The organism is Methylobacterium sp. UNCCL125, assembly GCF_900116795.1.
Taxonomy (GTDB): domain Bacteria; phylum Pseudomonadota; class Alphaproteobacteria; order Rhizobiales; family Beijerinckiaceae; genus Methylobacterium; species Methylobacterium fujisawaense.
In genome coordinates, this window is sequence record NZ_FPBW01000003.1 from 287,819 (window position 1) to 305,455 (window position 17,637).

Genomic DNA, 17,637 nt, shown 5'->3' on the forward strand with positions numbered 1-17,637 from the left:
GGTGAGCGCGCGACCGGCCGCCGGCGGCCGGACGGGGCTTCCGGCCATCCGGGGAGCCAAACCGGCCGCACCGTGTTGAGGCAGGCGGCGCGCCGGGTCGGCCGCCGATCTGAACACGGGCGACGGCTTTGCCAGACTAGGCCGTTGCGCCCGCCGGGCAGATTCATTTAGAGCTATTCCAGGCAGGCAAGCTCTGCCCGCATCGCTGCCGCAACGGTGGCCAACAGGAGGAAATCCATGCGTTCACTCGTTTTCGGCGCCGTCCTTGCCGTTGTCATGCCGCTCGCGGCACAGGCCCAGGAGGCCGGGGATGCGGCCGCCGGCGAGAAGGCGTTCGCTCCCTGCAAGGCGTGCCACAATTTCCAGAAGAACGGCGTGGGCCCTGATCTGAAGGGTGTCGTCGGCCGCAAGGCGGGCACCTACGAGGGTTACAACTACTCCGCCGCCCTGAAGAACTCGGGCATCACCTGGGACGAAGCCAACCTGCACGAGTGGCTGAAGAACCCGAAGGCGAAGGTCCCGGGCACCAAGATGATCTTCCAGGGCTATCCCGACGACAAGAAGATCAACGACGTCATCGCCTACCTCAAGACGCAGTCCTGAGACGCGAATCCGCGCAAGCGAGAACCGGGAGCGACCGCGCGGTCGCTCCCGGGCCGGGTGCGGTCCCTAGTCGGACGCGAGACCTGCCTGAAGGCTCAACCTGAGGGTAACGAGATCGTGAAGGAGATCCTTGCGACCCTGGATGTCGAAGCCGGTCAGGCCGCCCGCCTCGTCGGGGATGCAGGCCAGTTCGTCGCGCAGGGCTAGGCCAGCCGGGGTGAGGAAGATGCTGACCTGACGCTCGTCGACCCGGTCGCGGGCACGGCGAACCCGGCCTGAGGCCTCGAGGCGCTTCAGGAGCGGCGTCAGCGTTCCTGAATCCAGGAACAGACGATTGCCGATCTCCTTCACCGAAAGGCCGTCCTGCTCCCAGAGCACCAGCAGGACGATGTATTGCGGATAGGTCAGCTCGTAGCGCCCGAGAAGGTTTCTGTAGGCGCGACCGAAGGCGTGCGCGGCGGCGTAGACCGCGAAGCACAGCTGATTGTCGAGGCGCTGCCGCTCCTGCTGCGAAGGCTGATCGGCACGCGTGTGCCCCGCCTGATCCAGCTCAGCGCCGATCTGCGAGGCCGAAGGGCCTGACATAGGAAAACTCTCTCTGGTAAAGGCTGGCTCGCGTACCGGTATGGCGAAAGGCCCCTCTTAGGCATTTCGCATAACCTATACAATTGGGGCGATCGACCAGGATTGCCACGCGTTCTGTGCGGTGATCCTCAGCCATCCATCAACGGATGCAGATCGCGGACCATCGCCTTCAGGCGTTCATCGAGCACGTGCGTGTAGATCTGCGTTGTCGAGATGTCGGCATGACCGAGCAGCTCTTGGACGATGCGCAGGTCGGCCCCGTTCTGCAGGAGATGGCTGGCGAAGGCGTGACGGAGCACGTGGGGGCTGACGCGGTCCGGATGCAGGCCGGCCGCCGCAGCGAGCGTCTTCAGGTCGCGGGCGAAGGCCTGCCGGGTGAGATAGCCGCTGTCGCTGTCGGCGGGGAACAGCCACGCGGAGTCCTCCGGCACCGCCGGAAGATGGGCCGACATGGCGGCGCAAGCCGCCTCGGTCAGGGGGACCAAGCGCTCGCGGCCGCCCTTGCCCTTGATGAAGAGGTAGCGCTCGCGGCTCACGCCCGCCGCGCGCGGCAGCGCGACCAGCTCCGAGACGCGCAGGCCCGTGGCGTAGAGCAACTCGAGCAGGCACACCATCCGGCGTGCCCGGCGGGCCGGCCCCGGCGGCTGCTCGGCGGCGGCGGCCGCCTGCGCGGTGGCGAGCAACCGGTCGACTTCCGCGATGGAGAGCACCTTGGGCAGCGACCGTCCCCGGCGCGGTCCGGAGACCGCGACGCTGGGATCGCTCTCGGCGCCCCCCTCGGCGTACAGGAACTTGTGGAAACCGCGCACGCAGGACAGGCGCCGCGCTGCCGAGGAGGCCTTGAGGCCGCGGGTCTCAAGATCGATCAGGAAGGCCCGGAGCGTGCCGGCATCCACGGCGTCGAGCGCGGTCCCCGACCGGGCGAGGTAACCGAGATAATCCTCCAGATCGCGCCGGTAGGCGGTCAGGGTGTTGAGGCCGGCACCGCGCTCGGCGGCCAGCATGTCGAGATAGTCGGCGGCCTCGGGGCAGAGCGCCCGGCCGGCATCGCCGGAGACGTCCGACCCGCTCAACGGTTGCCGGGCTGGAGCTTCGAGGCGGGGATGGAAACAGTCATCTCCCGCGGCGTCGGCTGGACGAAATTCGCCAAGGCGAACATCGCAGCGAAAACCAGGCCCGCCAGGATCGCGAGGGTGGCGAAGAAACGGAATAGGGTCGGCACGTCGGTCGAACCTCGGGCAGACGGGCGCTGGCGGCGGGAAGGGGGACGGGCGAGGGCTGTCTCCGAGCCGCCGCGGGTGCTCGGGTTCGACCACGCGAACGCGGCGCTGACAAGGCCCACAACGACACAGCGATGCGTTTCGCAGCCCGCTTGAATCGCGCTAAGAGCCTGCCGCAGGATGGAGGCAGCCCGGCGACAGCCGCTCGGGGGCCGGTGAGGAGGCGGGGACGCCACACGGATGCGATGCAGGAGTCGATGCAGGAGGCCATAAGCGAGGAGGCGGCGGGTGAACCGATCGAGGCGCGTCTGCGCCGCGCGCTCGGCCTGCGCTCGATCGTGCTCGTCGGCCTCATGGGGGCGGGCAAGAGCACCGTCGGCCGGCGCTTGGCGAGTCGCCTCGGGCTGATCTTCAAGGATGCCGACATCGAGATCGAAGCGGCGGCCGGCCTGACGATCCCCGACATCTTCGCCATCTATGGCGAGCCGAGCTTCCGCGACGGCGAGGAGCGGGTGATCTCGCGGCTGCTCCGGGCCGGCCCGCTGGTCCTGGCGACCGGCGGCGGCGCCTACCTTCGCGAGGCGACGCGCGCCCGCATCGCCGAATCCGCGGTCTCGGTGTGGCTGAAGGCCGATCTGGACGTGCTGATGCGGCGCGTGCGCAAGCGCGGCAACCGTCCGCTGCTGCAGACCGAGGACCCGGAGGCGACGATGCGGGACCTGATGGCCGTGCGCCACCCGGTCTACGCCGCCGCCGACGTGATGGTCATCTCCCGGGAGGTGTCGCACGACCGGGTCGTCCAGGACGTGCTGGAAGCGCTGGACGCCCATCTCAGCGGCGAAGGCTCCGTCCCCGTTGCCGCCCAGTGAGACCCGAGCGAACCGCCCCATGACCGAGCCGACGCCCCGTCAGGACCTCCTGACCGTCCACGTGCCCCTCGACGCCGGCCGCGCCTACGACATCCTGATCGGCCGCGGGCTGATCGACACGGCCGGCGTCGCCGTGGCCGCGCTCGGGGGGCGCCGCGCCGCCATCGTGACGGACGCCACCGTCGGCGCCCTCTATGCCGCGCGGCTTCGCACCAGCCTGGAGCGCGCCGGCCTTCAGGCGGGCGTGGTGACGGTGGCACCGGGCGAGGCGTCGAAGTCCTATGCCGGCTTTGCGGAAGTCTGCGACGGCCTGCTCGCCCTCAAGGTCGAGCGCGGCGACCTTGTCGTGGCCCTGGGCGGCGGCGTGGTCGGTGACCTCGCCGGCTTCGCGGCCGCCACCCTGCGGCGGGGCGTGCGCTTCGTGCAGGTGCCGACCAGCCTCCTTGCCCAGGTCGATTCCTCGGTGGGCGGCAAGACCGGCATCAATGCGCCGCTGGGCAAGAACCTGATCGGCGCCTTCCACCAGCCGCGTCTCGTCCTGGCCGATACGGCCGCCCTCGACACCCTCTCCGAGCGCGAGATGCGCGCCGGCTATGCCGAGGTCGCCAAGTACGGGCTGATCGCCGATCCGGGCTTCTTCGACTGGTGCGAGGCGAACTGGCGCGGGATCTTTTCCGGCGGCCCGGAGCGCGAGCAGGCGGTCGCCTCCTGCTGCCGGGCCAAGGCCGCGGTGGTCACCCGGGACGAGCGGGAGGACGGGGAGCGGGCGCTGCTCAATCTCGGCCACACCTTCGGCCACGCCCTGGAGCGCCTGACGGGCTACGATTCCGCCCGTCTGGTGCATGGCGAGGGCGTGGCGATCGGGATGGCGCTCGCCTTCCGCTTCTCGGCCCGGCTCGGGCTCTGCGGCGGGCAGGATGCCGGCCGCGTCGCCAACCATCTCGCCCTCGCCGGGCTGCCGACCCGTCTGCAGGCGGTCCCGGGCGGATGCGGCACCGTCGAGTCGATTCTCGACGCGATGACGCAGGACAAGAAAGTCCGCGACGGCGCGCTGACCTTTATCCTGGCCCGCGGGATCGGCCAGAGCTTCATCGCCCCGGGCATTGACCGGGCGGCGGTGGCGGCCTTCCTGGAAGACGAACTGGCGTCGCATCGAGACCTCTGAAGTGCTCGATAGTCGGCGGTGGCCTTGCCTAACGCAGGCCGTGCCGCTATGAGCCTGCCACGTCCGGCGCCGCACACTGCGTGCGTCGGTCACGGTTCCTCGGAACCAGGGCCGCAATAGCTCAGCTGGTAGAGCACCTCATTCGTAATGAGGGGGTCGGGGGTTCGAATCCCTCTTGCGGCACCACCACTTAGCCCTGCGCTTGCTGACCGAATGACCGGCCCGGCATGCATATGGCAGGCAGCATGGCGAACAACTCGACCATCTCCGAGCTGCGCTAGGCCGCCGTGGTCAGCGGCCAGGACATCGACGCCACCGTCGATGCGGTGCCGGCCGAGCTCGTCACCGAATCGTATCCGCTCGCGAAGGCTGGGCGCCGATCTCGTCGCGTCCCTCCGTACGCACACCTGGGCGACCGAGGCGCTGATCGCCGACAAGCCGGCGCGCCTGGAGGCCAAAGGCCCAGCCATCAGCCAGAAGCAGCGGACCGCGATCCCGTGGCGCTTCGCGAGGGCTGCTCCCGCCTCTCTTGATGCGAGCCCCGCGGCGTCATGTAACAAGGCTGCTTTCGACCCGCCTCGGTGACACGCGGGAGAATATCAAGGCTGCGCGGGCGGCAGTTGAATGGACGCCTCGCACCACAGCGCGACCGGCGGCCGCGTAGTCGCAATCTCGCGACCAGCCGGCATCGTCATGTCTTGAGCCAGCGCATCTCAATGACTGGATCTACTACTGCAGACCGCGGTGATCTCGTCGAATTCGCGGGGATAGTTATCGAAATTTATCTCTCTGAGCCGCAAGCGATCGGAAATTACATAACCAGCAGCAGATGGCCAGCCGGCAGCAATACGAGAATACGAGACGAATCAACTTAAAGTAGAAAATGCGGAGTTCAATCCTTCTCGAAAAGTCTACACTTAAAGAAAGTTTACTGATATTTTATTAGTTTATGAAAGAATTGGCATAGAAACGTCGATATTAAAAGCAGGTTAAGATGCTGTCTCTCCGTCCCAGCCATCACGCGAAATTGAATGCGCTCGACAGCTCTCACGCACTGATCGAATTCGATCTCGACGGAAAGGTCGTCACCGCCAACGCCAACTTCCTGTCGATCCTCGGCTACCGACTGGACGACATCAAGGGGCGGCATCACTCCATCTTCGTCGACCCGGTCGAGCGCGAGAGCGCAGCCTACAAGGCGTTCTGGGACGCTCTGCGCAGCGGTGTACATCAGACATCTGAATACAAGCGCATCGGCAAGGGCGGCCGCGAAGTCTGGATTCAGGGGAGCTATACCCCACTCATCGGGCGCAACGGCAAACCCTACGGCGTCTTCAAATGCGCCACGGACATCACAGCGCAGAAATTGCGCAACGCCGATTTCGAGAGCAAGCTGAACGCCCTCGACCGCTCGCAAGGGATCATCGAATTCAACCTCGACGGGACGATCATCACCGCCAATGAGAACTTCCTCGCGGTGGTCGGCTACAGCCTCGACGAGGTGAAGGGCAAGCACCATGCGATGTTCGTCGATGCGGCAGACCGCGATACCGCGGCCTACCGGGCCTTCTGGGACCGGCTCCGGAGCGGCGAGTATCAGCAGGCGGAGTACAAGCGCATCGGCAAAGGCGGCCGCGAGGCCTGGATCCAGGCCACCTACAACCCGGTCCGCGACGCCGCGGGCCGCCTCGTGAAAGTGGTGAAGTTCGCCACCGACATCACCGAGGCCGTGGCCGAGCGGCTGCGGCGGGCCGAAATCCACCGGGGCGTCGACCGCGACCTCGACGTGATCAGCAGCTCGATCTCTCATGCATCGCAGCAGGCGGTGAGCGCGGCAAGCGCGGCCGCCCAGGCCTCAGGCAACACCCAGAGTGTCGCCGCCGGGTCCGAGGAGCTTGCCGCCTCGGTCGGCGAGATCAGCGCCCAGGTGAACCGCGCGCTGCAGGTCACGGGGCGGGCTGTCGAGCAGGCGGTCGCCACCTCGACAGTGGTCGCCGGCCTCGCCTCCGCCGCCCAGCGCATCGGCGAGGTGGTCGAGATGATCAACACGATCGCCGGGCAGACGAACCTGCTGGCGCTGAACGCGACGATCGAGGCCGCCCGGGCCGGCGAGGCCGGCAAGGGTTTCGCCGTGGTGGCCACCGAGGTGAAATCCCTGGCGGCCCAGACCGCGAAGGCGACCGAGAGCATCAGCAGCCAGATCGCGCAGACGCAGGACGCTGCGAATCAGGCCGCCACCGCCATCGCGGGCATCGGGCAGACGATCGGAGAGGTCAACGAGATCTCCTCGGCCATCTCGACGGCCGTCGAGCAGCAGGCTGCGGTCGCCCAGGAGATGTCCATCAACATGCAGGCCATGACCCAGGCCGTAGGGGAGATCAGCCGCAATGTGAGCGTGATCGCCGCCTCGACCCAGGAGGTCGACACCTCAACGCGGCTCGTGCGCGAGGCGTCACGGGCCATGGTGTCTTAACACCGCCCGTCGCTGCCGCTTCTGCCTCTGCGGTCGTCCGCTCCAGCGCGGGCCGCCGTAAGGCCGTCCGTCGCGGAGCGCGCGAGTCGGTTCGACCGCGGGACCGGGAGGCTCAAGACGGTGAGGCGCCGTCGACCCGTGGCGGCACCTCACGCTTCCGCACGATCCGGGCCCGGTCCCGCAGCGTGACCTCATGGGTCGGCCATTCGCGGCAGGCAGCCTCGAACGCGGCGAGCGCCATCGACAGCGGGTAGATGGTGGCGAGGTGCAGCGCGACGTTGCCGCCGGCGTCGCGCCAGACCTCGATCGTGTAGGGCACCCCAGGCGGCACCGGCGGGATCTGCTTCGCCGGCGGCGGCAGCGTGATCGCGGCGAGGCAGAGGTGCTCGTATTTCCGCGCGGGCGCAGCCCCGGGCCGGCGCTGGTAGCGGCACGACGCCGTCAGATGGCGGAGCAGATCCACCGTCGGGACGTCGGCGCCGTAGCGATCGATCAGGCTGGCCACGGTGTAGCGTCCCGAGCGCTTGCAGGGCGCGCAGTCGACGTAGACCCGACCAGGCTGGACGTTGCCCAGGCGCCCCATTCTGGCGCTCCTCCGCTTGCGAACGAACGCAGAACAAGCCCGAGGCGGGGGTAAGCTTCAAGGCGCCCGCGCCTCCGATCTTCGCAACCGGTGGACGAATGTGAATGGCGGCCGATTTCGTCTGTCTCCGCATCGACTTATAAGCGAACCGCGCTCGGATGATATCGGCCCGCGCCCAGGCCATCGCCTGTCTCGGCCTGCGGACCGCCACGAAGAAGCAGCACGTGGCCGAGCATGCCGCCGACCGGCGGTCCGGCAACTGGGGGCTCGGCGACTCTCACAGGCCAGTGCGTCCGAGAACGATGCCGCCCCACGGTCGAGGGCAGCATCCAAGCCAGGAGGCTCCATGAGGCCGGCTGCGAGCGATGAACGGCTCTCCCTCGACGCCGTGTCGGTCGAGGACCTGAACGCCGCCCTCCGCGTAGTCCGGCGGCTGCCCCTGGAACTGCTGGGCTTCCTCATCCTGTTGCCGATCGTCGGCATCGGCCTGTCGTGGCTCAGTACGGCCCTCGCACCACCCTATGGCCTCTCCATCTTCGGGCAAGGCCTCGTGACCTGGGGCCTGCTTCTGACGCTCGCCCTGCTGTTCGGGCTGTTCTGGTGGCGGGGACGACAGGTCGGGCTCCTCCTACACGACCCGGCCATCCTGGCGTCGCCGGTCATGAGCCTGATGTCGGTGCCCGGCGTGTTGGCCGCGCGAGCGCAGGCCTTGGGCCTGGAATGGAGCGGGTTCTACGGGCCGCTCCGCCCGCGCCGGAAGTGAGTCCGCGTCTAGATCAGGCCGCCTGACGATCCCGCGGTCAGCGTCTGGCCAGCCCGGTTCACGAGCTTCGCGAAGGCTAGCGCGGCCGCCGAGGCCTGGGTCTCGGACGGAAAGGTGCGGTCCGATTCCAGGACCGTCATCTGCGTCGCGTCGAGCAACACCCAGGTCCAGAGGTGGCGGCCGGTGGCGCGGATCTCGAAGTGCATGGCAGGCTCGTGGCGCAATGGGACATGCCCGCACCATGCGCCGCGAAAAGGCCTGACGCGTTAATGGCTTGGCCGGCGCAACAACCTGCGTCGGCTAACCGCGCGGTTGCCCCCGACATCCTCGCAGATCACAGGCGGGATCAGCCGCGCCCCTTGGCCGCGAACTCCCAGACCGGCGGTCCCCAGGTCTGACCCGGCTTGGTCCGGTAGCCGGAGAAGCGGTCGAACACGACCCGGTCGGGCTCGACGCCGGTGACCCGGCTGTCGTTGACCATCAGGGCGCCGGCATATTCCACGCGCAGGAATCCGTGCTCCGGATGGACCCCGAACAGTTGCGGCGCGGTCCAGCCGAGCCGATGCGCCTCGGCGCCGAACTGGTCGAGGAAGGCCAGCGCGCTCGCCCGCATCGCCGCCCACTTCGCCGGCAGGAGATACCGGCACGGCGAGGCGTGCTCGGACAGGCGCTCGATCTGATCGCGCCAGGACGCGACGGCGGGCGGGAGGTCGGACATGACGGCCGGGGTAAGGGGCGCAGACTTAATAGACCGTCATCGGGTGGAGAATGGCAGACGGAGGGAGAAGAACGTCGTGATCGCGCCGCTGCGCTAACCCTGAGCTTCTGACAGGAGCTTATCGCGTGGTTTGTGCTTGGCTCGCTCGTGCGCCAGATTTGGTCGATGTCGCTCGAGGACGCCTATCGTGCTTGGCAGACCGAGCCTGCGTCGAGCTTCCGGGACCTCGATGACGTGGTACTGCGCGTCGACGCAATCAGCGATGACGGCGACCTCACCGCCGCGGGCACGGAAGGCACGATCGTCAGCATGCATGATGATGATGCGCGCTTCGTCGTGAAATTGTCCGAGCCGGACGGTGTGCTGATGACAGCTCTGCCGCATCAGCTTCCGCTCGCGAACAGATCGGACGTCGAGCGCGAAGCTCATCCCGGTCCTCTTCACGATCGATGGCCCGATCCCCAAAGCGATCCCGTCAGGATCCGCGCGGCCCCGCCCCGATCTGCTCACGGGACGGGGGAGTGTCCGATCTCGCCAACGATGAGCCATGCCCATACGCCGAGCGGCTTAAGGCCAAGACGCTGACACCCGAGTTACAGCGCCGCCGGTGCATCGAAGCCGCGCGTGACGCTGGCGCCGGCGAGGATCAGACCGACTTCGATGCCGCCGTGGGACAGATCAAGGCGCCGGGGAAGGCCAAGGGCCGAGCGAACTCGCGGCGTCGTTGAGCCGGACCCCCGCGAAGGTGAGCGTCGCCGTGTAGACGACGGTTCCAGCCTCATCGCGGACCAGGACAACGAAGGCTTGGTTGTCCCCGTCGCCCGGGATCGCGAACCGCGCGATCTCGGGCAGGCTTCGCATCGCAAGAGCGCGGGCCGCCTCAAAATTAGCGCAGTCGCTGCCTTCCTCGTCGCGATGGAAGCTTCGGTTGCTGATATCGAAAAAGTACCGCGGCATGGGGCGCTCCACAGTAAAGGGGCGGGAGCACGCGCTACTCTCGGCCACTGACGCCCGAATCAATCTGCCAGCGATAGGCGCACCTTTACACGGTCATGCGTGGTCGGCATTGATCTGGATCGCCGAATACCGCCTATCTCGTATGACCACACTGCATCATCGCTGACGAATAAACGCGGACCGGGCGGCCCTTCCGGGATCCGCGCCCTGGGGGATGAAAAGCCGGATCCGCGGCGCGAAGCGGTCGTTGCCCTGCGCCTCGGCGCGATGTTGATCGCGTTCCGCGGCTGGAGCGCTGCCGTGAGGGCCTGCTCGATCTCGGCGATGCTCGGGATCGGCGCGGCGATACCGGCCCCGGGCGCGCGCCGCCCGTCCGGACGCCGCCGACGATGGATCCGGTGAGGCGCACAGCGCGTCGATCACGGCGCTGGCTCCGATGCCCTCGGACGGTCTCCGGCGGAGACACCTGACGGTCCGATCGGTTCGTCCTGAACCGCCCGACGGCGCCAAGCCGTGAGCAGAGCGGCGAGGGCGTCGGGGTCCAATCCGTAGCTGTCCGGCAGCCCGGCTCCACGCCCGGTGAGCTGGCGGTTCAGGGCGACGAGGCGGCCCTCTCCTACGCGCGCATCGTCGAACACGACCATCCGCTGCATCGTGCCCTTCACGGTCACCGCTGCGAAGCCGCTGACGTCGTGCCAGGACATGCGCCGCGACCGGCCGGCCTGCACGATCGTTAAGCCCGTCCCGTCGAGATGCAGCGACGAACCCCGGATCGCCACGAGGATCAGGACCGGCAGGCCGCCCAGGAACAGCACGACGCCCGGCCAGAGCAGCACCTGCATCGTCACTGACGGCGCCTCGTGCATCAGCATCCAGAGCATGACCCCGCCGAAGACGGCCGACAGGGTGGCGAGAAACAGGATCTTCTTCACCGAGGCCCGTAGAACCACCGGACCGGGATAATGCGCGAGCACGGTGTCCGCCGAGCGGATCTCCGATTCCAGCAACCCGGGCCGCATGTGCCAGACGGAGACCGCCGCACAGACCCCGAAGAACGCTGTCGTCGCGACGCCACCGTCCGCCCCCGTGACCATCATTCCGATGCCGCCGGCGACGAGAACGAGGCTGAGGCCGAGCAGCAGCGCGTATCGGAAACGGGAACCGCTCGCTTGGTTCGACACGGACGACCTACCCCTGATGGGCGCGGCCGATCAGGTTCGTCCGCGTCCGGTTGCGCATGGTCACGCCAAGGCCAGCACGCCCGCGACCACCGCCACGCCGACCCCGAGCCACGCCACATAGTCGCCGATCAGGCCGCTGTGCAGCACCTCCAGCGCACGCGTCGGCGCCGATTGCGTCGCGCTCACCGGTCGGACCACCAGCGCCGGCAGGCGTCTCCGGAACAGCCCGTAGCCGGCACCCGCCAGCGCGGCGACCACGGATGCCCATGGCAACCAGCCTGGTCCCTCCGCCAGGGTCTCCACCGCCGGCCGGTGCAGAAAGGCCGACGCCGCCCGCGGAAGGGCGTGCTCGATCAGGCCCGCCGGCACACCGACGTCGAGGGCGAGCAGAACGCAGCAGGGCGCCAGCATCAGCCAGAGCGGCCGATTGGCCTTCTCGCGCTCGTCCTCGCTCGGTGCCCCGGCCTCGTCGCCGGGATCGGGCCCCAGGCCCAGGAAGATGCGTCCTGCCGCCCGGAGCACCGCCGCCCCCGTCAGGGCCGCGCCGATGGCGCCGGCCGCCAGCGCGATCCCGTGCCCCTGCTGTGCCAGCGCGCCCTGGACCAGGCGCGTGCCCTGATCGAGCACGCCGAGCGGGAGGCCGCAGAGCAGCAGCCCGGCCAGACCCATGGCGATCCCGGCGGGCCAGATCCCCCGTCCGAGCCCCCGCAGGGCGATCTCGTCGATGCTGGCCTGGGTCGCGAGCAGGATGCCGGCGATCATGAACAGGGCCCCCTTCACCAGCCCGTGGCCCACCACGTAGACCAGCATACCGCCGGTCCCGTCCACCGAGAGGGCCCCGAGGCCGGTGAGCATGATCCCGGCATGCGAGATCGTCGAGAAGGCGAGCATCCGCTTCAGGTGGCGCTGCAGCAGGGCCATCCAGCCGCCCAGGAGGGCCGTGAAGCTGCCCAGGCCGATGAGGAGCGCCGGCAGGGCGTGCCGAACCTGATCGGAGCCGCCGAACACGACGGCGCTCACCTTCGCGAGGCCGAACAGCCCGAGCGAGACCATCGCCCCCGAGAAGATCACCGAGACTGGGCTCGGCGCCACCGCGTGGGCGTCGGCGAGCCAGAACTGGAACGGCACGATCGCGCCCTTGATCATCAGGGCGGACGCCACGAGGCAGAAGGCCCCGGCCACCACCGGATCCCGGCCGCCTCGCGCCACGGCGGCCGCGATGCCCTCGAAATCGAGCGTGCCGGTCTGGGCGTAGATCAGCCCGATGCCCCCGAGCATCAAGAAGCCCGCGAGGCTGTTGACCACGGTGAAGTTGATGGCACCCGCCAGCGACGATTCCGCCAGATGGTAGGCCGTCAGCGCGAAGGCCGCGACGCTCATCACCTCGAACCACACGAACAGGTTGAACATATCGCGGGTGAAGCAGAACCCGACCATGGCGGCCAGGAACAGCAGCATCAGGATGTGGAAGTGGCCGTGGGTGCGATCGAAGAAGCCCCAGGCGAACACGAAGGTCAGGGCGTAGAGGAGGCCGATGAAGGCCGCGACCCAGCCGCTGGCCTCGTCCACCGAGAAGCCGATCCCGAGATGGACGCCGTCGCGCGGCTCCCAGCCGCCGAACCAGTAGACCAGGGGCCCGTCGGCGGCATGCACGGCGATGACGCCGCAGAGCACCGCGACGCTCAAGGCCGCCAGCGTCGCCAGGATGTCGGGGAGGCGGCCTGGCAGGAAATGGGCGGTCGCCAGCATCGCCGCGCAGATCACGAGCGGGATGGCGACCGGTAGCGGGAGGAGGGCGGCGGGAAAAGCGGTCACGAGGCTTTCCGCTCCCCATCGCCCACCCGGTTCGATCCCCGATCGCGCCCGGACTGGCCGCCCGCGCGCATCGGCCGGAGCTTCTCCGGGTCCAGGCTGCCGCCGCGCTTGTAGGCCTGGATCGTCAGGACGAGGAGAAGCGCGGTGAGCGTTGCGCCGACCACGATGTCGGTGAGCACCAGCGCCTGCATCACCGGGTCGACGGCGGGCGTTCCCGGCGGGTGGTCGTAGAAGATCGGCGCGATGCTGCCCCAGCGATAGCCGAGGCCGAGCAGGAGCACGTAGGTCGCCGATTGGCAGACGCCGAGGCAGCCCACGAGGTGGATGAAGTTGCGGCTCGTGGCGATGCCGTAGAGACCGATCCCGAACAGCCACGCGGCAACCGCGTAGGGGAGAACACTCACGCGGATTCCTCCCCCGGTTCCTCGGGCTCGCGCGCCTCGCGGGTCTCCTCCATGAATTCCAGGAAGAGCTGCGTGAAGCCGCCCGTCACCGCCAGGGCGACGCCGAGGTTCTCGACGAGCATCAGGCCGCCCGAGAACAGGTCGCGGAAGGTGCCGAGCGGCAGGATGTTCTGCATGAAGGCGGCGCCGGTGAGCATCGGCGCCAGCCCGCACAGGGCGAAGAGCAGCGCCCCCCCGCCCTCCAGGGCGTCGAGCCAGTGGCTGCGGATGGCGTCGCGCCAGCCGGCATAGCCCTCGCCGAGATAGATCAGCAGGGTCCCGGAGGCGAGGATGACGCCGCCCTGGAAGCCGCCGCCCGGCGTCACGGTCGCGTGCAGCACGACGTAGAGGCCGAACAGCGCGGTGAGCGGGCCGGCGATCCGGCAGGCGAGCACGACGGCCTCCGAGCGCGGGATCACGGCGCGGCCGGGCCGGCGCATGGCGCGCTCGGTGTTGCCCTCGCCGCGCCGCCCGCGCAGCAGCACCACCGTGCCGGTGATCGCCGCGAGCAGCATGAACTCCTCGCCGAGGGTGTCGAGGCCGCGCAGGTCGAAGTTGATGGCGCTGACCATGTTGGCGACGTGCCGTGCCTCGGGGGCGACCGCGTTGATGCGTTCGCCATACTGCGCGATCGTCGATCCGAAGGCCGGCAAGCCGGCGATCACCGCCGCCGCGCCGGGGAGCAGGGCGAGGCCCGCGAGGGCCAGAAGGACGATCCGGGCGTTCGGGCTCACGAATCTTCCTCGGGCGGCTGGGTCTTCACCGCCATGAGCGCCACGAGGAAGAGGAGCGGGACGGCCGCCGTGCCCACCGCCAGTTCGGACAGGGCGACGTCGGGCGCCTGAAGGGCGTCGAACAGGATCGCCAGGACGAGCCCGTTGACCGCGATGGCGAAGACCTGCCGGGCGGGATCGCGCACGAGGACCACGGCAGTGCCCGAGATCGCGGCGAACAGGAACAGCAGCGGCAGGATCGCCGTCATGCCGAGCGCCCCTCGCGCATCAGCACGGCCCGGCCGGAGACGTGCGACAGCACCGCCGCCCAGGCGAGGAACACCACCATCATCACCAGGATCTTGAGCGAGCGCCCGGAGAGGCCGTCGGCGAGGAACGCCGCCATGGTGACGAGGATCGAGGCCGCGACGTTGAGGAAGGCCAGCGCGTGCAGCCGGTCGAGGGCCCGCGGCAGGCGCCACAGGGCGAGCGCGGCGAGCCACGTCACCGCCACCGCGAGGGCCAGCAGGACACCGATGACGACGCTCATATCCAGCGCTCCAGGAAGACGGCGAGCAGCATCGTGCCGGGCAGGTTGAGCAGAACCAGGGTGAGGGCGAGGTCGGTGATCGAAGCCTGGTCCGTGGCGAAGGCCATAAGCGTCAGGATCAGGACCGTGACGCTGCCGGCGAGCTGGTAGGCGGCGAAGCGCTGGCCGGGCCGGCCCCGCCACGCCAAAGCCGCCGCAACGGCGAGCGGCGGCAGCAGCGCCAGGATGGCGGCCGTCCAGACCGTCATCGCGCCTCCTCCAGGCCGTGCGTCACCACCGTTCCGTGATCGCGGTCGAGGGTGAGGACGTAGCTGTCGGGGGCGAGCGAGGCGGCGAGCAGTCCGACGGCCCGCGCGGCCGGCGCCGTCGCACCGTCGGGCGTCGCCCAGGCGAAGTCGGAGGCGCTCCGCTCGCGGGTCGTCCCGCCGCCGGCGCCGCCGCGCAGGGCCCTCACCAGCTGGCCGCCCACCTGAACGGTCTCGCGGGGCAAGCCGCGCAGCGCCCGCCAGATCGGCCGCAGCGTCCCCCGGTCGAAGCGGAACCGCACGCCGCCGCGCCGGCCGACGCCCCACCACCACAGCGTCCCGAGGCTGGCGCAGACGAGGGCGGCGAGTCCCTCGTTCACGCTCACCGAGCCGGCAAAGACCATGTAGGTCAGTGCTAGGGCGACCCAGATCGCGAGGCCATCACGCCCCGAGCGCCTTCTGAGTCCGCTGATCGGTCCTGCCCGCATCGATCCTGACCGGAGCGCGCCCCGCGGAAGCGTGGCCATGCGCATGACCGACCGAACGTCACGGCGGGCGCCCGCGTTCCCGGAACCCGAAGACACGCTTCCGTGTAGGGCGATCAGAGATGGGAGTGCGCATGAAGGCCGAGATCCTGAACATCCGCTTCCTCCACGAGGGCTGGAGCCGGTTCGGCATCGCGCAGGTGCGCCTCGCTGACGGCGCCGTGGTCGAGCGGGAAATCGAAGATCACGGCAACTCGGTGGGGATCCTGCCCTACGACCCGGAGCGGCGGGTCGCGACGCTCGTGCGCGAGTTGCGGGTCCCGCCGCTATTCGCGGCCGGCGAGCAGGTCCAGCTGGAAGCCCCGGCCGGCCTGATCGATGACGGCAGCCCGGAGGAGAATGCCCGCCGGGAGGCGATGGAGGAGGTGGGCCTGCGCCTGCACGCCCTGGAATTCGTCGGCGCCGCCTATTCCTGCGCGAGCCTCACCACCGAGAAGATCCACCTGTACCTCGCGATCTACGGCTTGGCGGATCGGGCCGAGGCTGGCGGCGGGGCCGAGGGCGAGCACGAGAACATCCGGGTCGTCGAGATCCCGCTGGCCGAGCTCGCCGCCCGGGCCGACCGCGCCGAGATCACCGACCTGAAAACGCTCACCCTGATCCTGGCGCTCCGGGCACGCCATCCGCAGCTGTTCCACCGGTGAGGAACCGCCAGCGCGCATTCGCCCAGGGTCTGCTGACCGCGCTGGTGCTGGCCGGGGTCGCGTGGATCGCGTTCCACCTGCGCTGAAAGCGACCTGCGTGAAGGACACTCATGCGGGCAGTAAGCTCCGAAGAGCCGTCGGCACGTCTTGATCGCCGGCCACGGCGGGCCCATCGTTCGCGCAAGACTCGGGAGGTCACCGGATGACGCGCGCCTGCATCGTGGGCTGGGCCCACACACCCTTCGGCAAGCTGGAGGAGCCGGATGTCGAAGGGCTGATCGCCCGGGTCTCGGGCGAGGCGCTGGCCCATGCCGGCGTCGAGGAATCCCAGGTCGACGGCATCTATGTGGGCTCGATGAACACCGGCTTCTCGAAGCAGGGCTTCGAGGGCGCGCTGGTGGCGGTGAATCGGCCCGGCCTCGCCCACGCCCCGGCGACCCATCTGGAGAACGCCTGCGCCACCGGGTCGGCGGCCCTCTACGCGGCCCTCGACTTCGTCGACAGCGGCCGCGGCCGCGTGGCCCTTGTGATCGGCGCCGAGAAGATGACGGCCAAGACCGTCGCCGAGACCGGCGACATCCTCCTGGGCGCCTCCTACCGGAAGGAGGAGGCCGACATCGAGGGCGGCTTCGCCGGCGTGTTCGGGCGGATCGCGGCGGGCTATTTCCAGCGCTACGGCGACCGCAGCGAGGAGCTGGCCCGGATCGCCGCCAAGAACCACCGCAACGGCGTCGGCAATCCCTACGCGCAGCTGCGCAAGGATCTCGGCTTCGACTTCTGCAACCGGGTCTCGGAGAAGAACCCCTACGTGGCCGCTCCCCTGCGGCGCACCGACTGCTCGCTGATCTCGGACGGCGCGGCGGCCCTGGTTGTGGCGGATGCCGAGACGGCGGAGGGTCTGGAGCGGGCGATCGGCTTCCGTGCCCGGGCCCACGTCAACGACATCCTGCCGCTGTCCCGCCGCGACCCGGCGGAGTTCAAGGGCGCGCGGATGGCCTGGGAGAAGGCCCGCGCGCAGGCCGGGATCGCCAACGAGGACCTCTCCTTCGTGGAGACCCACGATTGCTTCACCATCGCCGAGCTGATCGAATACGAGGCGATGGGCCTCGCAGCCCCCGGCGAGGGCTACCGCGTGGTGCGCGAGGGCCTGGCCGAGAAGGGCGGGCGGCTGCCGATCAACCCGTCCGGCGGCCTGAAGGCCAAGGGCCATCCGGTCGGCGCCACCGGCGTGTCGATGCACGTGATGGCCTGCCTCCAGCTCATGGGCGACGCCGGCGAGATGCAGGTGCCCGGTGCGGAACTCGCCGGGATCTTCAACATGGGCGGCGCGGCGGTCGCCAACTACGTGTCGATCCTGGAACGGCGGCGCTGAGCGGAGGCTCGGCGGCCCGGCGACGATCCAGAGGGGCAGGCTTCCTCTCTGGACCGGACGAGGATCGAACGCGAGAGGTCAGGTCCTTCGGGAGGTCTCGCCGTCGCCGTCTTCGCGACCGGAGCGCGGCAATCCAGCAGGGCGATGACGGCCAGCGCACATTGCCGTGGTTCGCTGCGGTCGCGGCGGATGA

Annotated in this window: 23 protein-coding genes and 1 tRNA gene; 9 read left to right on the plus strand and 15 right to left on the minus strand. The window is 69.2% G+C overall.

What is annotated here, in order from left to right; translation table 11 throughout:
* Nucleotides 1-237: 237 nt before the first annotated feature.
* Nucleotides 238-603 (plus strand): c-type cytochrome, encoded by a 366-nt coding sequence (locus BM396_RS03280; protein ID WP_024831013.1) that lies wholly within the window; start codon nt 238-240, stop codon nt 601-603.
* A gap of 66 nt (nt 604-669) precedes the next feature.
* On the opposite strand, the gene BM396_RS03285 is transcribed toward BM396_RS03280, so the two are convergent.
* The 3 genes from BM396_RS03285 to BM396_RS03295 form a co-directional block, all read right to left on the minus strand.
* Complete coding sequence (locus BM396_RS03285) at nt 670-1,188, minus strand: MarR family winged helix-turn-helix transcriptional regulator (protein WP_043383865.1); 519 nt, start codon at nt 1,186-1,188, stop codon at nt 670-672.
* Between the two features lie 128 nt (nt 1,189-1,316).
* Nucleotides 1,317-2,261, minus strand: a complete 945-nt coding sequence (locus BM396_RS03290; RefSeq protein WP_043383863.1) for a site-specific tyrosine recombinase XerD — start codon at nt 2,259-2,261, stop codon at nt 1,317-1,319.
* Nucleotides 2,258-2,410 (minus strand): hypothetical protein, encoded by a 153-nt coding sequence (locus tag BM396_RS03295; protein ID WP_043351982.1) that lies wholly within the window; start codon nt 2,408-2,410, stop codon nt 2,258-2,260. Before BM396_RS03295 ends, BM396_RS03290 begins: the two co-directional genes overlap by 4 nt.
* Before the next feature lie 255 nt (nt 2,411-2,665).
* On the opposite strand from BM396_RS03295, the gene BM396_RS03300 reads away from it, so the two are divergent.
* The 4 genes from BM396_RS03300 to BM396_RS03315 all read left to right on the plus strand — a co-directional run bounded on the left by BM396_RS03300 (nt 2,666) and on the right by BM396_RS03315 (nt 6,915).
* Entirely contained in the window at nt 2,666-3,277 is a 612-nt protein-coding gene (locus BM396_RS03300; RefSeq protein ID WP_051044824.1) for a shikimate kinase, read from the plus strand.
* 19 nt (nt 3,278-3,296) lie between these two features.
* Nucleotides 3,297-4,442 (plus strand): 3-dehydroquinate synthase, encoded by a 1,146-nt coding sequence (gene aroB, locus BM396_RS03305; protein ID WP_043383861.1) that lies wholly within the window; start codon nt 3,297-3,299, stop codon nt 4,440-4,442.
* Between the two features lie 110 nt (nt 4,443-4,552).
* A tRNA-Thr gene (locus tag BM396_RS03310) sits at nt 4,553-4,628 on the plus strand.
* 808 nt (nt 4,629-5,436) lie between these two features.
* Nucleotides 5,437-6,915, plus strand: a complete 1,479-nt coding sequence (locus BM396_RS03315) for a methyl-accepting chemotaxis protein (RefSeq protein WP_043383858.1) — start codon at nt 5,437-5,439, stop codon at nt 6,913-6,915.
* Between the two features lie 112 nt (nt 6,916-7,027).
* Here BM396_RS03315 and BM396_RS03320 read toward each other — a convergent pair whose 3' ends face one another.
* Nucleotides 7,028-7,498, minus strand: a complete 471-nt coding sequence (locus tag BM396_RS03320) for a hypothetical protein (protein ID WP_043383856.1) — start codon at nt 7,496-7,498, stop codon at nt 7,028-7,030.
* 346 nt (nt 7,499-7,844) lie between these two features.
* On the opposite strand from BM396_RS03320, the gene BM396_RS03325 reads away from it, so the two are divergent.
* The gene (locus BM396_RS03325) at nt 7,845-8,261 is read left to right on the plus strand and encodes a hypothetical protein (RefSeq protein ID WP_043383852.1); all 417 of its coding nucleotides are present in this window, start codon (nt 7,845-7,847) and stop codon (nt 8,259-8,261) included.
* 8 nt (nt 8,262-8,269) lie between these two features.
* Here the strand turns inward: BM396_RS03325 and BM396_RS03330 are convergent, their stop codons facing one another.
* Both BM396_RS03330 and BM396_RS03335 read right to left on the minus strand, forming a co-directional pair.
* Nucleotides 8,270-8,467 (minus strand): hypothetical protein, encoded by a 198-nt coding sequence (locus BM396_RS03330; protein WP_043351974.1) that lies wholly within the window; start codon nt 8,465-8,467, stop codon nt 8,270-8,272.
* Nucleotides 8,468-8,607: 140 nt separating this feature from the next.
* Nucleotides 8,608-8,979 (minus strand): hypothetical protein, encoded by a 372-nt coding sequence (locus BM396_RS03335; protein WP_043351972.1) that lies wholly within the window; start codon nt 8,977-8,979, stop codon nt 8,608-8,610.
* 165 nt (nt 8,980-9,144) lie between these two features.
* Between BM396_RS03335 and BM396_RS32600 the strand changes: the two genes are divergently transcribed.
* On the plus strand, nt 9,145-9,564 hold the full coding sequence (locus BM396_RS32600; RefSeq protein ID WP_158713288.1) for a hypothetical protein: 420 nt from the start codon (nt 9,145-9,147) through the stop codon (nt 9,562-9,564).
* A gap of 93 nt (nt 9,565-9,657) precedes the next feature.
* Here the strand turns inward: BM396_RS32600 and BM396_RS03345 are convergent, their stop codons facing one another.
* The 9 genes from BM396_RS03345 to BM396_RS03385 form a co-directional block, all read right to left on the minus strand.
* Nucleotides 9,658-9,936: a DUF6894 family protein gene (locus BM396_RS03345; RefSeq protein ID WP_043383849.1), complete on the minus strand. Its 279-nt coding sequence runs from the start codon at nt 9,934-9,936 to the stop codon at nt 9,658-9,660.
* A gap of 419 nt (nt 9,937-10,355) precedes the next feature.
* The gene (locus BM396_RS03350; protein ID WP_199807249.1) at nt 10,356-11,117 is read right to left on the minus strand and encodes a hypothetical protein; all 762 of its coding nucleotides are present in this window, start codon (nt 11,115-11,117) and stop codon (nt 10,356-10,358) included.
* A gap of 60 nt (nt 11,118-11,177) precedes the next feature.
* On the minus strand, nt 11,178-12,932 hold the full coding sequence (locus BM396_RS03355; RefSeq protein WP_043383845.1) for a complex I subunit 5 family protein: 1,755 nt from the start codon (nt 12,930-12,932) through the stop codon (nt 11,178-11,180).
* Nucleotides 12,929-13,336, minus strand: a complete 408-nt coding sequence (locus tag BM396_RS03360; RefSeq protein ID WP_043351959.1) for a sodium:proton antiporter — start codon at nt 13,334-13,336, stop codon at nt 12,929-12,931. Before BM396_RS03360 ends, BM396_RS03355 begins: the two co-directional genes overlap by 4 nt.
* Nucleotides 13,333-14,109, minus strand: a complete 777-nt coding sequence (locus BM396_RS03365) for an MnhB domain-containing protein (protein ID WP_043383843.1) — start codon at nt 14,107-14,109, stop codon at nt 13,333-13,335. The genes BM396_RS03360 and BM396_RS03365 overlap by 4 nt, the downstream gene beginning before the upstream one ends.
* Nucleotides 14,106-14,357 (minus strand): Na(+)/H(+) antiporter subunit B, encoded by a 252-nt coding sequence (locus tag BM396_RS03370; RefSeq protein WP_043383840.1) that lies wholly within the window; start codon nt 14,355-14,357, stop codon nt 14,106-14,108. Before BM396_RS03370 ends, BM396_RS03365 begins: the two co-directional genes overlap by 4 nt.
* On the minus strand, nt 14,354-14,638 hold the full coding sequence (locus tag BM396_RS03375; protein WP_043383837.1) for a monovalent cation/H(+) antiporter subunit G: 285 nt from the start codon (nt 14,636-14,638) through the stop codon (nt 14,354-14,356). Before BM396_RS03375 ends, BM396_RS03370 begins: the two co-directional genes overlap by 4 nt.
* A complete protein-coding gene (locus tag BM396_RS03380; protein WP_043351953.1) occupies nt 14,635-14,886 on the minus strand; it encodes a monovalent cation/H+ antiporter complex subunit F in 252 nt (83 codons plus the stop codon). Before BM396_RS03380 ends, BM396_RS03375 begins: the two co-directional genes overlap by 4 nt.
* Nucleotides 14,883-15,371: a hypothetical protein gene (locus tag BM396_RS03385; protein WP_043383834.1), complete on the minus strand. Its 489-nt coding sequence runs from the start codon at nt 15,369-15,371 to the stop codon at nt 14,883-14,885. The genes BM396_RS03380 and BM396_RS03385 overlap by 4 nt, the downstream gene beginning before the upstream one ends.
* Before the next feature lie 131 nt (nt 15,372-15,502).
* Here BM396_RS03385 and BM396_RS03390 point away from each other — a divergent pair, with 131 nt between their 5' ends.
* Nucleotides 15,503-16,072, plus strand: a complete 570-nt coding sequence (locus BM396_RS03390; protein WP_043383950.1) for an NUDIX domain-containing protein — start codon at nt 15,503-15,505, stop codon at nt 16,070-16,072.
* A 202-nt stretch (nt 16,073-16,274) separates the two neighbouring features.
* Nucleotides 16,275-17,444: an acetyl-CoA acetyltransferase gene (locus BM396_RS03395; RefSeq protein ID WP_043351950.1), complete on the plus strand. Its 1,170-nt coding sequence runs from the start codon at nt 16,275-16,277 to the stop codon at nt 17,442-17,444.
* Nucleotides 17,445-17,637: the final 193 nt, after the last annotated feature.